This window comes from Micromonospora sp. NPDC003816, from assembly GCF_042874705.1.
Lineage (GTDB): Bacteria > Actinomycetota > Actinomycetes > Mycobacteriales > Micromonosporaceae > Micromonospora.
In genome coordinates this window covers 12,238-30,669 of record NZ_JBIANP010000021.1, presented here as the reverse complement: position 1 = coordinate 30,669, position 18,432 = coordinate 12,238, and the positions used below count along the sequence as shown (strand labels likewise).

General features: G+C 65.2%; 12 protein-coding genes and 1 pseudogene. 6 read left to right on the top strand and 7 right to left on the bottom strand.

Features of this window, described 5'->3' with window-relative positions:
* Window positions 1-113 precede the first annotated feature (113 nt).
* Both ACFYTT_RS30640 and ACFYTT_RS30635 read right to left on the bottom strand, forming a co-directional pair.
* Window positions 114-1,313: an IS110 family transposase gene (locus tag ACFYTT_RS30640; RefSeq protein ID WP_387264437.1), complete on the bottom strand. Its 1,200-nt coding sequence runs from the start codon at window positions 1,311-1,313 to the stop codon at window positions 114-116.
* Window positions 1,314-2,374: 1,061 nt separating this feature from the next.
* Entirely contained in the window at window positions 2,375-2,791 is a 417-nt protein-coding gene (locus ACFYTT_RS30635) for a hypothetical protein (protein WP_387264435.1), read from the bottom strand.
* Between the two features lie 1,020 nt (window positions 2,792-3,811).
* On the opposite strand from ACFYTT_RS30635, the gene ACFYTT_RS30630 reads away from it, so the two are divergent.
* Complete coding sequence (locus tag ACFYTT_RS30630) at window positions 3,812-3,964, top strand: hypothetical protein (RefSeq protein ID WP_387264433.1); 153 nt, start codon at window positions 3,812-3,814, stop codon at window positions 3,962-3,964.
* 381 nt (window positions 3,965-4,345) lie between these two features.
* Here ACFYTT_RS30630 and ACFYTT_RS30625 read toward each other — a convergent pair whose 3' ends face one another.
* Window positions 4,346-4,933: a hypothetical protein gene (locus ACFYTT_RS30625; protein ID WP_387264432.1), complete on the bottom strand. Its 588-nt coding sequence runs from the start codon at window positions 4,931-4,933 to the stop codon at window positions 4,346-4,348.
* Window positions 4,934-5,448: 515 nt separating this feature from the next.
* Here ACFYTT_RS30625 and ACFYTT_RS30620 point away from each other — a divergent pair.
* Together ACFYTT_RS30620 and ACFYTT_RS30615 are read left to right on the top strand one after the other, a co-directional pair.
* A pseudogene (locus ACFYTT_RS30620) lies at window positions 5,449-6,237 on the top strand (transposase); the annotation flags it as partial.
* Window positions 6,238-6,586: 349 nt separating this feature from the next.
* Entirely contained in the window at window positions 6,587-6,838 is a 252-nt protein-coding gene (locus ACFYTT_RS30615) for a hypothetical protein (protein ID WP_387264430.1), read from the top strand.
* Window positions 6,839-7,091: 253 nt separating this feature from the next.
* On the opposite strand, the gene ACFYTT_RS30610 is transcribed toward ACFYTT_RS30615, so the two are convergent.
* The 4 genes from ACFYTT_RS30610 to ACFYTT_RS30595 all read right to left on the bottom strand — a co-directional run bounded on the left by ACFYTT_RS30610 (window position 7,092) and on the right by ACFYTT_RS30595 (window position 15,199).
* Complete coding sequence (locus tag ACFYTT_RS30610) at window positions 7,092-7,457, bottom strand: pilin (RefSeq protein WP_387264428.1); 366 nt, start codon at window positions 7,455-7,457, stop codon at window positions 7,092-7,094.
* A 647-nt stretch (window positions 7,458-8,104) separates the two neighbouring features.
* Complete coding sequence (locus tag ACFYTT_RS30605; RefSeq protein ID WP_387264426.1) at window positions 8,105-8,776, bottom strand: hypothetical protein; 672 nt, start codon at window positions 8,774-8,776, stop codon at window positions 8,105-8,107.
* Between the two features lie 297 nt (window positions 8,777-9,073).
* Window positions 9,074-9,472 carry a hypothetical protein gene (locus ACFYTT_RS30600; RefSeq protein ID WP_387264424.1) on the bottom strand — a complete coding sequence of 133 codons (399 nt, stop codon included), beginning with the start codon at window positions 9,470-9,472 and terminating at the stop codon, window positions 9,074-9,076.
* A 1,704-nt stretch (window positions 9,473-11,176) separates the two neighbouring features.
* A complete protein-coding gene (locus ACFYTT_RS30595) occupies window positions 11,177-15,199 on the bottom strand; it encodes a helix-turn-helix domain-containing protein (RefSeq protein WP_387264422.1) in 4,023 nt (1,340 codons plus the stop codon).
* Window positions 15,200-16,306: 1,107 nt separating this feature from the next.
* On the opposite strand from ACFYTT_RS30595, the gene ACFYTT_RS30590 reads away from it, so the two are divergent.
* From ACFYTT_RS30590 to ACFYTT_RS30580, 3 genes are all read left to right on the top strand, one after another.
* Complete coding sequence (locus ACFYTT_RS30590; RefSeq protein WP_387264420.1) at window positions 16,307-16,744, top strand: hypothetical protein; 438 nt, start codon at window positions 16,307-16,309, stop codon at window positions 16,742-16,744.
* Between the two features lie 72 nt (window positions 16,745-16,816).
* Window positions 16,817-17,815 carry a phosphotransferase gene (locus tag ACFYTT_RS30585; RefSeq protein ID WP_387264419.1) on the top strand — a complete coding sequence of 333 codons (999 nt, stop codon included), beginning with the start codon at window positions 16,817-16,819 and terminating at the stop codon, window positions 17,813-17,815.
* A 176-nt stretch (window positions 17,816-17,991) separates the two neighbouring features.
* Entirely contained in the window at window positions 17,992-18,366 is a 375-nt protein-coding gene (locus ACFYTT_RS30580) for a hypothetical protein (protein WP_387264417.1), read from the top strand.
* The last annotated feature ends 66 nt before the right edge of the window (window positions 18,367-18,432 follow it).

Genomic DNA, 18,432 nt, shown 5'->3' with positions numbered 1-18,432 from the left:
ACACCCCCCGGATCATGCGTACGACAGGGGCAGGAAGTCATACCGGGCCGGGCGACCGAGGGTCCCCGGCTGGGGACGATCAAAAAGGTAACGGGGTGTCCCTATGGGTTTCGTCAAGCGGTGACGGGGCTGGTCGGGCGGGGGTGGTAGGGGGTCTTGTTGCGGAGCATGGCGTGGAGGACGTCGCAGCGGCGTCGGGCGAGGCAGATGAGGGCGGCGTTGTGGCGTTTGCCTTCGGCGCGTTTGCGGTCGTAGTAGGCGCGGCTGACGGGGTCGGCCAGGGATGCGAACGCGGCGAGGAAGAACGCGCGTTTGAGGTTCTTGTTGCCGCCGCGTGGTGGGTGCTCGCCGCGGATGCTGCTGCCGGATCGTCGGGTGACCGGCGCCAGTCCGGCGTAGGCGGCCAGGTGTCCTGGGGTGGCGAAGGTGCTGCCGTCGCCGACTTCGAGCAGGATGCGGGCTGCGGTCCTGACGCCGATGCCGGGCATCGAGGTCAGGACCGGGGCAAGAGGGTGCGCATCAAGCATCCTCTCGACCTGAGTGGCGACCTGGTCGCGTTGCCGCAGGGTGTTGCGGAGGCTGTCGGCGAGGCGGGGCAGGATCGTCTCCGCCGCCTGGGTGCCGGGAACGGTGACGGTCTGCTCGTCGAGTGCGGTCATGATCTGGGCGACGAGGCGTTCGCCCATGCGGGGTGCGTGGACGGCGGCGATCGACAGGAGTTTGCGGCGGCCGGCCTTGCGCAGCCCGACCGGGCCGCCGCACCGGGACAGCAGCTCCAGCACAGCCTTGTGGTGGACTTTCGGGCCGAGGACGCGTTCCAGAGCGGGGTGGATCTGGGTGAGCAGTCCCCGGATGCGGTTGGACACGCGGGTGGCTTCGCCGGCGAGGTCGTCGTCGAAGCCGACGAGGACTTCCAGCTCGGCCAAGGCCTCGTCGCCGGTGTCGACCCGCCGCAGCGTGTGGGGCAGAGTGCGGGCCGCGTCAGCGATGACGTAGGCGTCGCGGGCGTCGGTCTTCGCCGCGCCGGGGTGCAGATCAGCGATCCGCCGCATCGCCAGGCCGGGCAGGTAGGCCACCTGATGCCCACACGCCCGAGCCACCGCGACCGGCAAGGCACCGATCGAGGCCGGCTGGTCGACCACCACCAGAACCGCACCGTGACGGGCGAGTTTGTCGAACAGTTGCCGCAGCCGGGCCTCGGTGTTCGGCAACGCCGCGTCATGCAGCCGTCTGCCGTCCGGCGTCAGGCCGACCGCGTGGTGATCACCCTTGCCGACGTCCAAGCCGAGGTAGACGCCGTATCCGTCGTGCATCACACCCGCCTCCACGCATCGCCTCGTGGCCCCGGCCGCTGGTCTGAGCGTCGGACTGCCGGCAGCCACGTTACGAAGAGACCAACCCACAAAGGGGCAGCCGTGTCCCTATCAGCGGTCCGCCGACGCCACCCGACCCGGCGACAACACCCCCCGGATCATGCACACGACAGGGGCAGGAAGTCATACCGGGCCGAGCGACCGAGGGTCCCCAGCTGGGGACGATCAAAAAGGTAACGGGCGGGCGACGGGAGTCGGCAGGACATCGCCCCCCGTCCAGACCATCGAGACAACCCGGTATGCATTCGACAGCATCCCCGACACAGTCAAACGCATGATCCGGCTCTCGACCTGGCAGGCAGAGCGGCCGGCCTCCATTCGAAGAGAGATTGCGATCGGCGAAGCGCGCCGCCGTCGAGGCTGTTGGCCGGATAAACCCATGGGTGGGCAACAGCGTTGGAAGAAGGGACGGCGTGGAGAGCGTGGGGTGATTCCGGTGGTGCGGGTGGGCGGGGCGTCACGGGAGGAGGTGTCGCTGCCGACCGGCCGATGAGGCGGGTGGGCGGGTGCGGCTCCTGCCGTGACGGCCGAGACCCGGGGTGGTGCACGATGGAGAACTCAAAAATGAGCCCTCACCGTAACCCGCCCACCCAACGGAACGCGATCATGTTCTGGCCCGGCCAACCATGGTCTGAACAGGACTGTTGGCCATACTGAGGGACGCCGTGGCAGCTGTTCGGCCAGTCTTGTTGGCCGCCTCAGATCGGCTGTTGGCCAACAAGCCTTGGCCGTTGGATCACGGCGAGGTGGCGTTGAATTCCCGTCAGTGACGGCGCAGGGTTGTTGGGTTGCACAGAACGTGCCCCGCCGCGCGGGCTGTGTAGCGGGTCACGCGATTGCTGCGGGCAGCGCTGCAGCGCTGCCCGCAGGACGGCGAAGGAGCCTCTGAGCCCTGGCTATGACGGACGAGATGCGCTCTGACCGTACAATAACCTCAAGGTGGTTGCGTAGTCGCGCGGCGGCGAATGAAATGCGTAGTCCATGCAAATTTAAAGTACTTGTCACCGTCGGCGAGTGGCTCGACGGTCCGCCACTCGAGTTGCGATGAACAATGCTGCGCCTCCACCGAGTACGGTTCCCCAGAAGGTGATTGCGATAGCTGGGCCGCCGAACAGTGCGATAGCCAAGGCGCAGGCTCCAGCGTAGACCATGAACGCAAGCGTCACCGTCAGCCGGCGATAGCGGTGCCGGGGTGAATTGGGGAATCCGTTTGCGGTGCCCCACCAGGTCGGCGGCTCAGCTCCTTGACGCTGGATTTCGTTCGTGATCGCGAAAATCTGAGCTTCCCAGGCATCACGTCGTTGGTCGTAGTCGTCGGCGCCAAAGTCACGAGGAAAGCCTTCATTCAAACGTAGAAGTCGGACGTAGAGGGCCTCGTCGCTCACGATTTCGGGTCGCCAGGGCGGCTGGTAGATCACCTCCGGTCGGCTCCCAGGTTGCGCCGTCTGGTTGCAGGCGAACTCCAAGCCTTTACCGCTGCCTGCCCCGCTCTGAGCGCGTCATTGGGACTGGCGGTGCCACGATCAGTGAAGAATGAAAACTCCCTCTGATCTATTCTGTGCCACCCGGTTCCACTGCTCGCCGTCCAGACCTCGATCGCGATCTTGCCCTGCTGTTTGACGCCGTAGTAGCCCGCGTAACACCACACGCCGTTGTTTCCTAGCGCGAATGTTGAAAACCCTCGGTCTTCGTGAACCCAACCGTCGTCAGCGATATGCAGGTGCCCGCTCGTCATATAGGAGCCATAGCCCATGATCGCCGTGCGCCGGTTACGTAAAGAGACTCTGCCGACCCGCCCGCGGTTCCTGCATTCGGTCAAAAATGACCTCGTCAGCAGGTCGATCTCGGCGCGACACCGATCTGCATCATCGTCACTCCAAAGAGCTGGCGGTTCCGGGGGAACAATAGGCGTGGATCGTGGCCCGCCGAACAGCCTGCGCAACAATTCTGACATGCGGCTAGCGCCTCAGGTGACGAGCGGTGAGCTGCTCCAGCAGCGCGGAGGCGAACCACGTATTTCCGCACGAAGGGCATTTGGCTGGAGGATTTCCGTTCCCTCGACCGTCGAACCCGCAAATACCGCACGTCTTTTCGTATGACATTCGCTCACCATCTCTCTTCGAGGCAGAGTCCAGAGCCTAGCAGTTCCAGGAAAGGGCTGAAATCGTCCGATCGGAGATCGTCATCGCCTGTTCGTCTACCTAAGGTCTCGGACCGCTTATCGATGACGTCGAGTGCGGAAAGCTGCTGTTCATGATGCAGGGCGTCGCCCTCGTGCGAGTTGCTCGGTGTCAGGAATCCGATGGGACAAAGGTGACCATTGAAGGTGCGCTCTCGGGCGGCTCGGGTTGCGAGTGGGTTACGAGGTCCAGGCAATGCGAAGGAACGATGCTGCTGGCCGGGCACGGGGGTGTTTGGTCAGGAGTCGAGTTTTTACGGTGGCGTACGGCACACGTATCGTACTGGCCCAGGTCGCGGTCAACGCGAAGAGCAACGGATTCCGGCCGTTCACACCTCTGCTCGACGCCGTCGAGAAGGTCCTGGGTAGGCTGCCCGGGGTTCTGTTCGTCGCCGACGCACTTGATACCTAGACCGATCACGCGCAGCAGATTACACGCCCGCGGAGCGCACCTACTGGTGCAGGCCAAGGGCAATCAGCGACCCTGCACGCTTAGCTCAGGGCCGCGCTCTGGGAGTAGGTCCCGGTCGGAGAGTGCAGCCGTGAGACCGGCCACGGTCGCAAAGAAGCCCGTACCATCAAGGCCGTCACTCTGTAACCCCAGGCGGAATCGTGTTCTCGCGCGCGTGGGGGCTCGGATCACCCACCCCCGGGCCGTGGACGGCAGGACGAGGCCGTGACTGCACCATGTCCCCTCCACCTGGCCGCAGCGCAGAACAGGAATGCGGGGTGCAGATCACCATCCTCGCGGAGAACTGGTCGCGGCCATAGGGTTTGTAGGAGCCAGTGCTGGTCAGCCCCAAATCCACTCGATCAAATCTGCTTCCGGCTCCTCGTTGAGGTGCTTCATGTACTGTTGGTCAGTTGTCCGCAGCACAAAATCGACGGCGAGAACGTTCGCCAGGCGGTCGAGTTGGCCATAATAGCGAAATATGAATATCTTCTCGGGTTTGGCGGCTAGTACATGCTTCCTGAAAAGACGCCTCACTCTAACTGCGGGAAACGGCATCGTCCATGCGCGGCCGTCCGGCGTAAGTAATACTCGATTCATGCATTCGATGGTGCGAAGTGAGTCGTCCGCGCCATGGCCAATTGTCTTGCTGTCCTTGAATCCAATAGGATAACCAGATAACTGTAGAGAATCTATTTCACGAATCAGAGATTCATGAAATAGCAACGGCACCTGACGCGCTTCCTGTAGTCGGCGCACATACTGCTTCAGGAAGTTCCGAACCTCCTGAATGCGCTGCTGCCGTATAGCCTCACCGACTGCCTCTCGATGGATGCGCTCGTCATTCGCCGCGCGAGCGGCGTCTCGACTCCGACGTACATCTTCTCTTGCGCGCCCTAGGGCGCGCTCAAACAGGTCATCTGCAGACACGCGCTGAGGCTACCGGAAAGATGAGCGTCTTGGAATCATGTGATCTTCCTAATGAACTCTCGATTACTGTTACGCGCCGGACTCAGGGTCACGGGTTATCAAGATCTGGCGAGATGATCAGCATCGGCGTGGCGGGCGCATGTGCGATCGTGAACCAGCGACGCCTCCGTGGCCGGGTCATCATGCGGATAGTGACGACGGAGCTGGACGGCCATCTCAATCTTGCCAGAGGTTGACATCTGATCATGCGGTCTAGTGGCGGAGCTCCGTTGAGGGCGTTCGGAAATGTCATACGGCGGCTGGCAATGCGGCGTGATTGCCAAGACGCGGGAGACGGTGGCGAGCACCCGTCCGGATCTCCTGCCGGAGCTGCACGAGATCGAGGATTGGACGAGGCTTTAACTTGAGTTTTAACTCGCTGGGCGGTGGTATCGACCCCGGCTGATCATGCGGACAGCCCTTGACTGATCATTCCTCTTGTCTAGGGAAGAAGATCAAGAATCAAGGGCTGTCTGGTGATCAGTGTGCACGATGGCGGGTCGATCGACGAGGTAGGGCGGTTGTCCGCGTTTCGGCGTGAGTTCCACCGTTGTTTGACCGTTCGCGGGGATGCGTTGTTCGAGCTGGCCGACGCGTTGTTGTGTGGTGATGCGCCGGTGCGGTCCTTGGTGGAGTTGTCGCTGGTGGGTGAGCATCGGCGGGGTCACGGCTCGTTGTATGCGGCGTTGAACCGTGGCCGGGTCGACGTCGAGCGGCTGCGGACGGCGGTGGCGGCGGTGCCGGTGCCGCGGGCCGCGGACGGGCGGATCGTTCTGGCGGTGGATGTGACGTGTTGGCTGCGGCCGGAGGCGCATACCTGCCCGCAGCGGGTGTTGTGCCACACCTACGGGCGCGGCAAGGACACCCACGTCGGGGTTCCGGGCTGGCCGTACTCGTTCGTCACCGCCGTGGAGACCGGGCGCACCTCGTGGACCGCGCCGTTGGACGCCCGGCGGCTGGTGCCCGGCGACGACGCTGCCACGGTCACCGCCGGCCAGTTGCGGGACGTGGTGCAACGACTGATCGATGCCGGGCAGTGGCAGCCCGGTGATCCGGACATGTGGATCGTCGCGGACGCCGGCTACGATGGGCCCCGGCTGGCGTTCCTGCTGGCCGACCTGCCCGTTCAGGTTCTGGTGCGGATGCGCTCGGACCGGGTGCTGCGCCGACCCGCGCCACCCCGGCTGCCCGGCACCACCGGCCGCCCGCCCCGCCATGGCGGCGAGTTCATCTTCGGCGACCCGGCCAGCTGGGGCGACCCGGACGAACGCGCCGACCACGTTGCGGGACTGCCCGCCCGTGACGTACCGGCGCACCAGCGCCGGGATTCGCGTCACCGCGAGGAGCAGGCAGCAGACGATGAACAGGTTGAGCGTGCCCGTCGGATCGTTCGGCAGGCCCAGGGCGGGCAGGTTCGCCGTGGGGCTGACGAACACCGTCAACCCGGCGTGCAGCGCGATGCCCTGGCCCCCGACAGTGGCGAACACGCCGAGGAAAGCCCGCCACCACAACTTCGCCGCCGGCTCGGTCCACGGCGTGCCATGGCAGGCCAGCGCCGCCGATGAGACGCCAACGAGGATCACCAGCAGACCCAGCCGCAGCACCCAACCGACCATGATCATGGCGGCAAGCACGGCGATGACCACGCCGATGACGAGCGTGAGCAGGGCGTTGGCCGGGTTGGTCAGCGCGTCGACGATTGTGCGACGCAACTGGTCCAGTGAGCCGTCGGTGGTGATCGGCCCGCCGATGAGCGTCTGGATCAGCGCGTTGCCCAAGGCGATGAGTTCCCGGCACATCGGCAGGGCGAAGTTCGCGCCGATGATGCCGATCAGCAGGCGCGGCGCGAGTTCCGCCACGCCGTAGCGGGCCTGGACGCTGTCGCGGCCCATGACCACCACACCGCAGGCGGCGATCGCCACCACGTAGCAGGTGTTGGCGATGAACAACGCGCGGGTGCTGATGGCCTGGACCTGTGGCAGGGCGGTCACGTCCGGCACGACGAGGAACGCCCAGGACAGCAACTTCCACAGGGCGTCGATGACGTCCGCGACGCGTGCCGCGATCCATTCCAGGATCTCGTCCAGCACGCCCGCGATGGTGAAGGGGTTCCAGAACATCAGTTCGTCCCCAAGATGCCGCGCAGGATGCTCATCAGCACCGGCGCGAGCACCGCCAAGCCGTAGCCGGTTGCGGCGCCCTTCAGCGCCCCCTTGGCCTTCTCCACCTGGCCGGGGTCGCCGCCGGCCATCAGATACAGGGCACCGCCGTAGGTGAGGAACAAGGTGGCGACGCCGACGAGGATCCCGACGATCCAGGCGATGAGGTTGTTGATGACGGTGTTCAGGCTGTTGACCGCCAGCAGTTCTGGCGGCCCAGCCTGAGCCGCACCGGCCGTGCCGGCGACGGCGACGGCGACGGCGACGGCGACGGCGACGGCGACGATCATGATGGACAGGAACAGGCGGGACAGGACACGGCGCATCTGGTCTTCACCTCCCACCCCGCCGGGCGGCGGGGCATGCGCGACAGCGGATGGGAGGCGCCGCCCGTACGGGCGGAGACCGTGGAAGCACTCTCCTTCCACACCAGGTTCGGAATCGTGGTGAGCACGGGCCGACGCCGGGCCGAGTCACCACCCACACCGGGCGGCGCCCAAGACCGCCCGCAAACCCGGCTGGCGTGTCGGGGTGGATCGGTCTTGTGACCGCAAAAAGCCGCTGTTGGCCGAGATCTGCGGGGGTCTGGAACCCAACAGCGGCCAACAGCCACCCAACAGTTGGGGGTGCCACCTCTGGGCCGGTGTCAAAGCCCGGGGCTGTGATGGAGAGTCAACTGGTTTCCAGGCGTGCGGTGACCGGCTGGGTCATCGCGTGTAGTACCTCGTGAACGGGCTGGGGACTCACGTCCCAGCCCCTTCGTCGAGCCCGGCTGCTGCGTTAGCGACTGGTGGGTGGGCACCGACAGCCCGCGGCCCGCCAAAAAGCCTGGCGGAGTAGGCCGTGCCGTTCGAGTGACTTCAGAATGTGCAAGACCTGACGGGTGCGGGCCTCCCATTCAAAGAGATCGAGGGCCCACACCCGGCAGAGCGTTTGCTACATAATCAACGAGTGATCACGTTTGGTGGAACGATCATGGACATGAGCGCTTGCTCGTCGGGGTGTTGTACCCGATGCGCCCGATCACACCCCAGTAGTCGACCCACGTGCCAGCCGGACGCGCGTACCAGCAGGCGTAGTGCCCGTCGCCCTTCGTGAACAGCTCGAAGTGAACGTGCACACCTTCGTCAGTCGTGACGTCGTAGCACGACGACTTCGTCCATCGCTTGGTGTAGCCGAGGATCGCCGCGTGGGCGACCCACTGACCAGCCGACACTGGCACGGCGTCGAGATGCGCGTAGTACGCCCATCCGGCGAGTACACCGTTGTACCAGAACTCAACCTGGACCGTCTTGCCAGCGTTGTTGGGCGCCTTGCAAGTGTTCGTGACGCTCGCGATGCGATACTGCACCGCGCCCACCTGGGATTCCGGATACGCCCGCGTGCGGACGGTCATCCCGGCTCCCATGTAAAAATCTGTGGCCCAGTCGGCCGTCCAGATGATGTGGTGCGTCGCCGGGTTGACCGAGTTGAACCGGTTCCAGTACCCGCTGCCGGGTGGCTGGACAATGACGGTCGGAACGCTACTTGCCGGCACTGCCTGGGCAGGGGAAACTCCTGCCACGAGCAAACCGGCGAGCACTGCCGTTAGCGCGACAACGACTGCAGCGCCCTTGGTACGACGGCCGAGGATGATCTTGACCATGAAACCTCGCTTAAGCTAAAGAGGGAGACGATATTGGTAGCAGGAACCGATATGTAATTTTTTTCTCATATGGACTGCGGTCCGGTCGGCTGCCGTCGAGACGACTGAGGCAATGGATCGTCCCTCCGTCAATCGGACTCGTGCGCAGGTACAGGATGCCGCTGGAGTCCGCACAACCCCGTACGCTCTCCGCCGCGTTTTAGCGCACTCGACCCGCATTCGTGTGAGACTGATTTGCCATACGACCCTGCTAGCGTCAGCCAACAGGTAGCAACGATGCGACGGCGGTGAGATGGGTCAACAGCGGGGAACGCTGCGCTGGTTGTAGACGTAGGACGAATGCACCATCCATCCGCCGGCGTAGGGAACGTTGATGACCTGGAACCAGCGGCTGCTGCTGTAGTTGCCGGTGTAGGGCGGTGGCGAGTCGATCCAGCACTGCATGTGGACCTGTGTGCCGTTGGTGACGAACATTCTCGATCCGCTGGTGCACCCGGTCCCGCCCACGCAGGTCATCGACGCCGTGCTGGCGCTGTAGTTGTAGACACAGGAGGTGGTGGAGCAAGGCGCGGCGAGCGCCGCCGGTGGTTGGATCAGCAGGCTCCCAAGGATTGTGGCGGCGATCGCCGCAGTTGCTGCGAGCGTGCGCTTGCCGGTCACGTGGCGGCCGGTGCGCTTAGCCTCTTGCAACATCATGTGGAGTTCCCCTCTTGACTCGGCTTTGCTGTTCCCTCGGTGTAATCACTGCCGACGCAAGGGGCCGACGATCATCAAGCACACGCGGCTTGTGAACGCGGTCCGAGATTGCGATTCAGGAGGCGGCAAGGTCCCACGGGGGTGAGCCGGTGGGATCTTCCCCACCCCGTCAGGCTGATCGGTGACCTGCCAGTTGCGTCAACAGTGGCCGACCGAGGTCTGGTTGTAGACGTAGGACGAATGCACGTGCCAGCGCCCGGCCAACGGGACCGCCGTGATCTGGAACCATCGACGACTGGCGTAGTTCCCAGTCGATGATGACGAGGCATCGAACCAGCAGTGCATCGAGACCGGATATCCATTTGCCAGCCACACAACACGGTCGGCGGGACAGCCACTGCCGGTCACGCACGACACCGGGACGTCCGGTCCGTTGTTCCTCCATACGTAGGTGCTGGCCGCGAGGGCAGCGCGCGGGGTTAGAGCAAGGAACACGGCCACTGCGACGGCGAAGACCGCGAGTCCTCGCCAGAGCTTCCGGAACCGCCGCGGTCTCGGACTGCTAGCCTCTTCAACGGTGTGCAGTAGCGCGCCTTGTTCGGTGGGTATCATCCAGTGCTCCTTATCTCGTCGAAACTCGGACGATCGTGGCCGATATATCGACCATTCTTGTTGCCCCCATGGCGAACATTCATACAATCGGCTGAGGCCAACCTTGCGGCATCACGTGCTGCCGCCACCTGCTTTCCTTCTAACGATTCTTGCGCGCCACCTTTGGCTAGCCGTGTTAGAGGAAGCGATTGGAATCGGCAGCGCCGAACGGGTGCCCGTGAAGCGGGAGCCGCCGGCGAGCCTTGAATATGGACCCGCACACATCCGCATTGGCTACCGAGCAGCTCTGACCTGTACTTCGCTCCTCTCCCCGATTGTTCCGCTCGATCCGTCGCGGGTGCCGTTGCGACGGTTTGAGTGCGTGGCCGCACCGTCCATTGGAATCAAGCAGGTGCCGGCAAGTACAGCGGCGGCCGAATGTTCGTACAACCCCGCACACGTTTACTGCCATCGGAGACTTGCTGGACGGATGGGTCGCCGGGCTTAGGTGCGGCTTTGCGGGAAGCGGCTCACTGGCCCACCGATTCAGCCCGACGAGGTCGTGTTTGGCGCCGTGCAGCCAAGTCAGCCGTGTGCGGCATGACGCTCAGCGGTCGGTGGATCTTTAACGATCCGAGATGCGCCCGCATAGCCAGCAAGTGTTTCGTCGTTCGGACATGGCTTGGGGCCGCTGAGCTGTGCCCTCCATAGCCAAATTGACAGTCCCAGTCGACCCCCTGGTTCGCTGAGCTCACCGAAAGATGATCCGCTTGCGGTGGGTTCCGCAGCGTTGACGACCTCATCGCTGCTATCGAGGAGATTTGCGCGTACGCAAGGACGACTCGAGGCCGTTCGTGTGACCGCCACAGCCGATTCGATCATGGCCAAGGTTCGACGTAGGCGAATCGATGGCCGGTGAGCAGCTAAACAAGCTGAGACAGAACACTCGGTCACAACGGCGCCAACGAACCTCGGTGGTAACATTCGGCAATAGAACATCGTCGAGGCCAAGGTCCACACGTACCGAGGACGCTATCGTGTACAGGGTGTCAAGGTGCCGTTGTGGCCTGATGGCAGGTGCTGACCATGCGGGCATGAGTAAAATTCAGAGAGTCAATTTACTGGCTGTGGCCCAAGGCATGGCTGGCGATATGGCAGGTCAGGTACATGTTGCTGCCATTCCTCAGCCGTGACCGGATCGCCGACGACTGAACAAGCACGTTCGGCAATATCCTCAGGCGTTGTTTGCCAGATGCGGACTTTGGTGTCCTGGCTACTAGCAGCCATGCTGCGACCGTCGCGGTGAAAGGCGACGTCTTGGACTGGCCCTTCGGGGCTGGTCAGGATCGCGTGGATGGTCGGGTTAGTGAGGTCGCTGGTGTCCCAAAGCCAAACCGTGTGGTCGGTGCTGCTGGCGGCGAGCCGGGTTCCGTCCGGGCTGAACGCGATGCCGATTACGTATCCGTTGGGTCCGATGAGTGTCGGGCCGGGTGCGGGTCGGGTGGGGTTGGCAAGGCTGAACTGCCGGACTGTCCCGTCGGCGCTGCTGACGGCGAGGGCGCGGCCAGCGGGGTGAAACGCGATGGAGTAGACGAAGTTCTTCGCCCCGGTCGGGGATTCGCCAATGCGCACAGGATCCGCCGGGCTGCTGATATCCCATAGCCGCACGACGGTGTCGAAACCGCCGGCGGCGAGCCAGCGGCCGTCGGGGCTGAATGCGACCGAGTAGACGTTGCCGGTGGCGTCATCGAGTGTGGCTAGCAGGGTGGGTTGTTGGGGGTCGGTCATGTCCCAGAGGGCGATGGTGCCGTCGCTACCGCCAGCGGCGAGCAGGCGGCCATCGGGGCTGAACGCGAGCGACTCGGCGAACCGGGAGAGTCCGGTTAGTGGAGAGACCAGTGGGGACGGCCGGCTGGGAGTACTGATGTCCCAGCCCCATACGGTGCCGTCGAAGCCGGATGCGACGAGCACCCGTCCGTTCGGGCTAATGGCGATCGTGCCGACGAGGAAACTGTCCGCGCGAGGGCTGGTGAGCGGGTCGGTGACAAGTACGGTCCGCTGTGGATCGCCAGTTTCCCAAAGGTAGACGGCTCGGTCTCCGCTCGCGGCCACGAGCAGGTCGCCGGACCAGGCCAGGTCGTGCACGGTGTTTGTGGCAGCCGACAGGACGGGACCGGGCAGCGCCCAACGGCGTACCACGCCATCGCTGGCACCGGAGTACAGGCTAAGGCCGTCCCGGTCAAAGGCCAGCTCGGTCACGGGGGCCGGGTGTGGCAGGGTCGCGATCACGGCACCGGTGTCGAGCTGCCAAAGCCATGCGTGTCCGTCGGAGCTGCCGGCTGCGACCGTCCGGCCGTCAGGGCTGAAGGTAACGGTGTGTACCCAGTTGGTGGGTCCGGACAGTGGCTGGGCAAACTGGCTCGGCCGCGAGGGCTTGGTGAGGTCCCACAGGTACACATGCCGGTCGGCGCTGGCGGCGGCGAACGTGCGGCCGTCCGGGCTGAAGGCAATCCCGAATATGGACAGGTCAGGTCCGGCGAGCGGCTTGCCTAGCCGTGCCGGCGCGGCGGGCTCGCGAATGTCCCACAGGTAGACGCGCCGATCAGCTCCTGCGGCTGCGAGGACGCTGCCGTCGGGGCTGAGAGCCGCCGCGGAGAAGCCATCTGCCGGCCCTGCGATTTGCGTGCCGAGTCCGATCGGGTGGGTCGGTTCGCTCAAATTCCACAGGCGGATGGCGCCATCGGTAGTGGTGGCCGCCAGCAGTGCGCCGCCTGCGCCGAAGGAGAGCGTGGTGACGCCGCCCTCGAGCCTCGCATCGAGGGCGATCGGCTCGGCAGGCACCGAGGTGTCGTAAAACTGCACTCCCTCGCTACCGCCGGCGAGCAGCAGCCGCTGCTGCGGATGGAATGCCATCGTGTTGATGGCGCCCACGGTGCTGGGCAGACCGTCGGTGATGGCCGCCGGGTGGTTCGGGTCGGTGAGGTTCCACAGCCGAAACCGGCCATCGGTGCCAGCGCCAGCGAGCAGGCCGCGATCGGGCGCGACCGCGATCGCCTGTAGAGGGCTGCCGGCGCCGAGCATCCGGGTGACGGCCGGGATCGCCGACGAGTCGAGCAGGCTCGACCGTGCCTCAGTGGTTGGCATGATCTGGTACGCGGCCAGGGCCAGCTGCCCGGCCAGCGCCGGATCTGTGTCGCGGAGGCGATCGGCGCGAATGGCCATCAGCCGTGACAGTGCGGCGTTACGTTCGTCGGTCGCCAGAGCCCGCTGCCGCAGCGCTTCGCTGCTTTGTACGATCGCGACTGTGCCGCCGCCGAGCGCGACCAGGAGCAGCGTGGCGAGCGCTGCCACCGTCTGGTACAGCGTTCGGACACGTTGGCGCTCTCGGCGCGCGCTCTCCCGGAGGAACTCTCGCGCGAGGTCGTCCAGACCCGCGTCGTCACGGGCATCGATTAGCTCGTGAGCCGCTGACAAGCGGCTTCCGCGGTAGAGCAAGGACGGGTCGCGGCCCTCTCGGTGCCACTGCTGCGCGGAATCGCCGATCTGCTGGCGGATCAGCAGCCCCCGCCGGTTGGCCTCGATCCACATCCGGAGCCGGGGCCACGCGACGACCAGCGCCTCGTGCGCGAGCTGGACCGCATCCGCGTCGAGCGCTATCAGTCGCTGCGTTACGAAACGGTCCATCACGGCGCGTAGGTCATCACGCTGCGCGGGCTCGGCCATGCGGTCGAGTTCGGCCAGGGTTAGGCGACGCCGGGTGTTCGGGCCGTCCTCTTGCACGCGTACCAGCCGAACGAATAGCCGCTTTGCGAGTCGACGGTCTGGATCGGACAGCGAGTTGAGCAGGTCGTCGGCGGTGCGGGCCACCGCTCCTCGGGCGCCGCCAACTGCTTGGTAGTCGGCCACCGTCATGCGCCGACGTGTGGCCAGCTCCCACATGGCCCGCAATGTGTGCGACAGCACGGGCAGTGCACCGGCTTCGTGCGCGCCGTCCCGGGCTACCGCACCCGCGGGCGGGGCCAAGTCGCGCAGTAGCAGCTCGACCAGCCCGTCTTCGATCTCTAGCCCGGCCTTGTGCGCCGGACCGAGGATCGCCTGCCGTAGCTCGGCCTCGCTCATCGGCCCGACCGGCACTTGAGCTTGCTGCAGGACCGGCACCAGCTGTGGCTCGAGCAGCGCCCGATGGTAGAAGTCAGCGCGCAATCCGATGAGCACGGCCGCCGCAGGGCGGAGCTGCGCTGCGTTCCGCTGGCTTTGCGCGGACGCGGTTGTGGCGCAGGCATGCAGGGCGGCGAAGAACGCCCGACGCTCTCCGTCGTCACCGCATTCGGTGAACACTTCCTCGAACTGGTCTACCACCACGGCGAGGCCCGCAGGGCCTCCGTCGGGACAGGCACCGACAGCGTCGTGCAATAACTCGAAGTATCCGCGTGCATCGCGGCGCAGCCGGGCTCCGATCTCCTCGGCGTTTGGATCTGTTACGGCTGCCAGCGCGGTCGCGAACGCATCCACGGGGTGCTTGCCGGGCGTGAACAGGAGCACGTTCCATGGTTGGGTGGTTCCAGCACTGGGCTTGCTCTCGTGCTGAGCTGCTGCGGCGTGAAGGCCGCCGGCACGCAGAATCGGGGTTACTCCGGCGCGAAGCAGAGAAGACTTGCCGCAACCCGACGGACCGAGGACTGCGACAGGGCCGCTACCCGTGGCCCATCGCCCCGCCAAAACGTCGACCACTGTTGCGGTGAGCTTCTCACGACCGAAGAACCACTCGCTGTCGCCGGGCTCGTAGCTGGATAGACCCTTGTATGGCGCTGGGGCGTCCGCCGGTCGTGGTCCCGGCAGGCGTCGAACCCGCGACAGCGCCAGCCGCCACCGTTCCACCTCGGCACCGTCGACCACGCCGCAGGCTCGAAGGATGGCCGTCAGTGCATGGGCTTCGGACACCGGTGGTAGATGGCGGCCGGACATGTAGCCACCCACGGTGCTGTAGGGAATGCTGGCCGCCTTCGCCACGTCCCGAACGGTCAGGCCGGCGCGTTCCCGCAGTTGGGTCAGGGTCTCAGCGAACTGCTGGCGGGTCGCGATCGTGTCCGCCGCGCTGATGCTCGACCCGTCGCCGTGTGCCGGACTGCTGGGCATGCTGTCTCCCGTCGAACCGGCGTGACCACGAACGGCCACTTTCGGTGACGAGCAGGATACAATGGAAGTAGGTCGTTGCCCCTGTGGGCTGTTGCAAAATGCCATCGACCACGGAAGTGTCTGCCACACACGGCTGATTTGGCCGCACGGCGCCAAACACGACCTCCCGGGCTGAACCGGTGGCTCGTTGGGCTCCTTCGCGAATTTGCAGCAACCCGCCTGGCGCGCGCAAGGGCGACGAGCTTGGCCTCAGCCATCCGGACGCAGCGGCCGTCGCACAGCCCGGGGTCGAAGAGCAGTCACCGCCGGGCTTGGCGCAATGCCCCGTAGCTTAAACTCGATCATGTTTTTGAGCTGCTGATTTCTGGTGCTTCGGAGGTGCGGGGCGTCACAGTCGATCATCCGATACGGCGTCCGCTGATCGGATCCAGATCCGCACGTCGAGGGACGGCTGGCTCAACAACACCCGCCACGCAACGTCATCGAACTGGACTGTCGGCAGGCGAGGGGCCAGTCGCCGTGCGTAGATCGAGATCGACGCGGTGTGCACTTGCTTGCAGCCGTACCTATCTCTGTACTCGGACCTGTACGGCGACAACGTGGTCACCACTGAGAGGACCTTGTTTTGCATCCGCATCCCCGGAGAGCTATTCACCGGGCCAAGCCATCAGTGTGGTCCGATGGATGGGATGAAGTCGGCAAAGACCAGGTGGTCCTCGACCTCGGTCTCGGGCCCTTGGACGGGGATGGTGTCGGGAAGTTCCACGAACTTGACCGAGATCTTGGCACGCTTGCGGTACAGCTTGCGCTCGAAGTCTTCTCGGGCGCGGCTCCACCTAGCGATCTTTGGTCGCTAGCGACTTCCGGCGCTGCCCCCGCGGGTCTACCTGTACGACATCCTCGGGCTCAACGGGACCAGATAGCGGTGACTCTACGTCGCCCATGCGACACCAGCTGCCCACCACCGGCGCGATCGGTCCTCACCGCGCGTGCGGCTACAGGTAGCAGAGCAACCAGATGGCGGTCCATAGTCAAAGCACGGCCGGTGGGCAAAGACCGAGGCTGCCCCTGCCTACCCCTCCAGTCGCCGAGCCAAGGGACCGCCACGTGAGCACCGACCGGGAAGAGCTGGCACGAAGGTTCACCGCGGAGCTGCACGAAGGCGTCGACACCCTGGCCGCGCTGGGCTATCCAGCAAGACGGTTCCAGCTCATGCTGCGTGAGTACCAGGGCGTGGAGACAGCCCGCAAACTGGTCCTCAGCGACAATGCTTCCGACGGGCTGTGGCGCCTCAAGCAGATGGGCAAGCTCGACATGAGCGTCGAGATGTGGGTCTTGCTCCCCTGGTATGAAGAACTGTTCGACGAGGCCGTACGCGACCGCGCGTACCGCAAACTCCGCGCGATGGACTTCGACGTCGATGCTGAGGCGTCACCGCAGCTCTGCCGGGACTTTGGCGATGTCCATTTCCTGGTTGGTGCGGGCTTTTCCAGCCGCACAGATGCCGTACCGCGCCAGCATCGATGTCGGTGTTCTCGGGCTTGACCGGCGGGTGAATCTGCGGAGGCCAGTCCACTGGCAGATGATCGACGTAGGCGCGACAGACGGGGACTGGGAATGACCGCTGAACGAAATTTCGCCGACGTTGAAACCCTGACCCCGGTGATACGGGAGGTCTTCGGCACCGACCGCTTCATCACCGCCGTCGACCGCCTGCTCAACGGCACCAAGAAGGGCGTCTACCGCATCATGCTGGACGACGCCACGAGCGTGGTGGTCTATGTCTGGAACGCCGACGAGGACTACTGGCACGGGCTGCTACCGGATGGCCACGACGACCCGTCGAACATCTTCGCCCACGCCTCCGGCATCGACTACTTCGAGGCTGCCACCCGTCGACTGGCTTCGATCGGCGTCCGTTCGCCGCGGCTGTTGCTCGCCGACCGTAGCAAGGACCTGTACCCGGCCGACATCGCCGTCGCGGAGGACGTCCGCGGCGGAACGCTGGAAGCGCTGCTGGAACGCGACCCGGACGCCGGCCGGCACACGCTCGCCCACCTGGCGGACATGCTGCGGCGCATGCACACCTACCGCGCACCGGCGTTCGGGCGTGTCGCGTGGATCGACAGCGGAGGCGCACCGCCGGACACGACCTGCGAGCAGGCCTACCTGGAACGCGCGCTGGTGAACATCGCCACCGCCGTGTCTCGCGACGCCCGTGCGGCCGAAGCCGAGGCGATGCTGGAGGAGAAACTCCGCACTCTGCACGCCGCACTCGACCCACGGGCAGAGCACGGCGTGGTCCACGGCGAACTCTGCGCGGAACACACGCTCGTCGGACCGGACGGGGAGCCCGTCATCATCGACATCGAGGGCCTGATGTACACCGACATCGAAGTGGAGCACTGCTGGATGCGGATGCGCTTCGGCCCGCACTACGCGACGCTCCGAAACCCGGACCTCGACCCACTGCGGGTCAGGTACTACCAGTACGTCATGCATCTGGATCTGGTCGGCGGCCCGCTGCGTATCGCCGAGGGCGACTTCCCGAACCGGGAGTGGATGCTCGACGTCGCGCACTTCCACCTACAGAAGGCGCTCACCTACGAGACATGACCCGACGGTGAAGCCTTCCAGGATCGTGCCGAAGTCGCCACCAGGCCCACCGACAGCACACTCATCTGCCGCGAACCCTCCTCGCCTACGGGGCCGGTGCCGGCGTCGATGCAGACTCGGACTGACGATGGGTACGTGTTCAGCGAGGCGGTGTGAGATTTGGCAGGCTCCTCGTCATGCGCCTGATGGACAGTCGTGATGTCGACCAGGCCGTGGCCGAGATGGTACGGGTACTCGCACCGCACCAGTCCGAGGACTGGCGGCGCCCGGCCGGCACGCTCGACGGGAACTGCTGGGAAACCGCCGCCCATGTCGCGCATGACCTTCTCGCGTACGCCGGACAACTCGCTGCCCGGCCCGACTCCGCCTACCTTCCCGCCGACCTGGTGATCCGCGATGATGCGTCTCGCCACGACCTGCTGCAGACAGCTGCCGGCGCAGGATGGTTGCTGAGCAGCGCGTTGGCCGCATCCGACCCTTCGGTACGAGCCTGGCACTGGGGCCCGACAGACCCGAGCGGTTTCGCGGCGCTGGGCGTGAACGACTCGTGAGGATCGAGAAAGAACCGTGGCACGAAGGTTGCTTCGGAGACGGTCACGCACGGGTCGGTGATCCCC

Excerpts from the sequence above, each read along its gene's own strand:
- ACFYTT_RS30580 (WP_387264417.1), top strand. The coding sequence starts at position 17,992 with ATGCGCCTGATGGACAGTCGTGATGTCGACCAGGCCGTGGCCGAGATG.
- ACFYTT_RS30615 (WP_387264430.1), top strand. The coding sequence starts at position 6,587 with ATGATCATGGCGGCAAGCACGGCGATGACCACGCCGATGACGAGCGTG.
- ACFYTT_RS30585 (WP_387264419.1), top strand. The coding sequence starts at position 16,817 with ATGACCGCTGAACGAAATTTCGCCGACGTTGAAACCCTGACCCCGGTG.
- ACFYTT_RS30605 (WP_387264426.1), bottom strand. The coding sequence starts at position 8,776 with ATGGTCAAGATCATCCTCGGCCGTCGTACCAAGGGCGCTGCAGTCGTT.
- ACFYTT_RS30595 (WP_387264422.1), bottom strand. The coding sequence starts at position 15,199 with ATGCCCAGCAGTCCGGCACACGGCGACGGGTCGAGCATCAGCGCGGCG.
- ACFYTT_RS30600 (WP_387264424.1), bottom strand. The coding sequence starts at position 9,472 with ATGATGTTGCAAGAGGCTAAGCGCACCGGCCGCCACGTGACCGGCAAG.
- ACFYTT_RS30610 (WP_387264428.1), bottom strand. The coding sequence starts at position 7,457 with ATGCGCCGTGTCCTGTCCCGCCTGTTCCTGTCCATCATGATCGTCGCC.
- ACFYTT_RS30640 (WP_387264437.1), bottom strand. The coding sequence starts at position 1,313 with ATGCACGACGGATACGGCGTCTACCTCGGCTTGGACGTCGGCAAGGGT.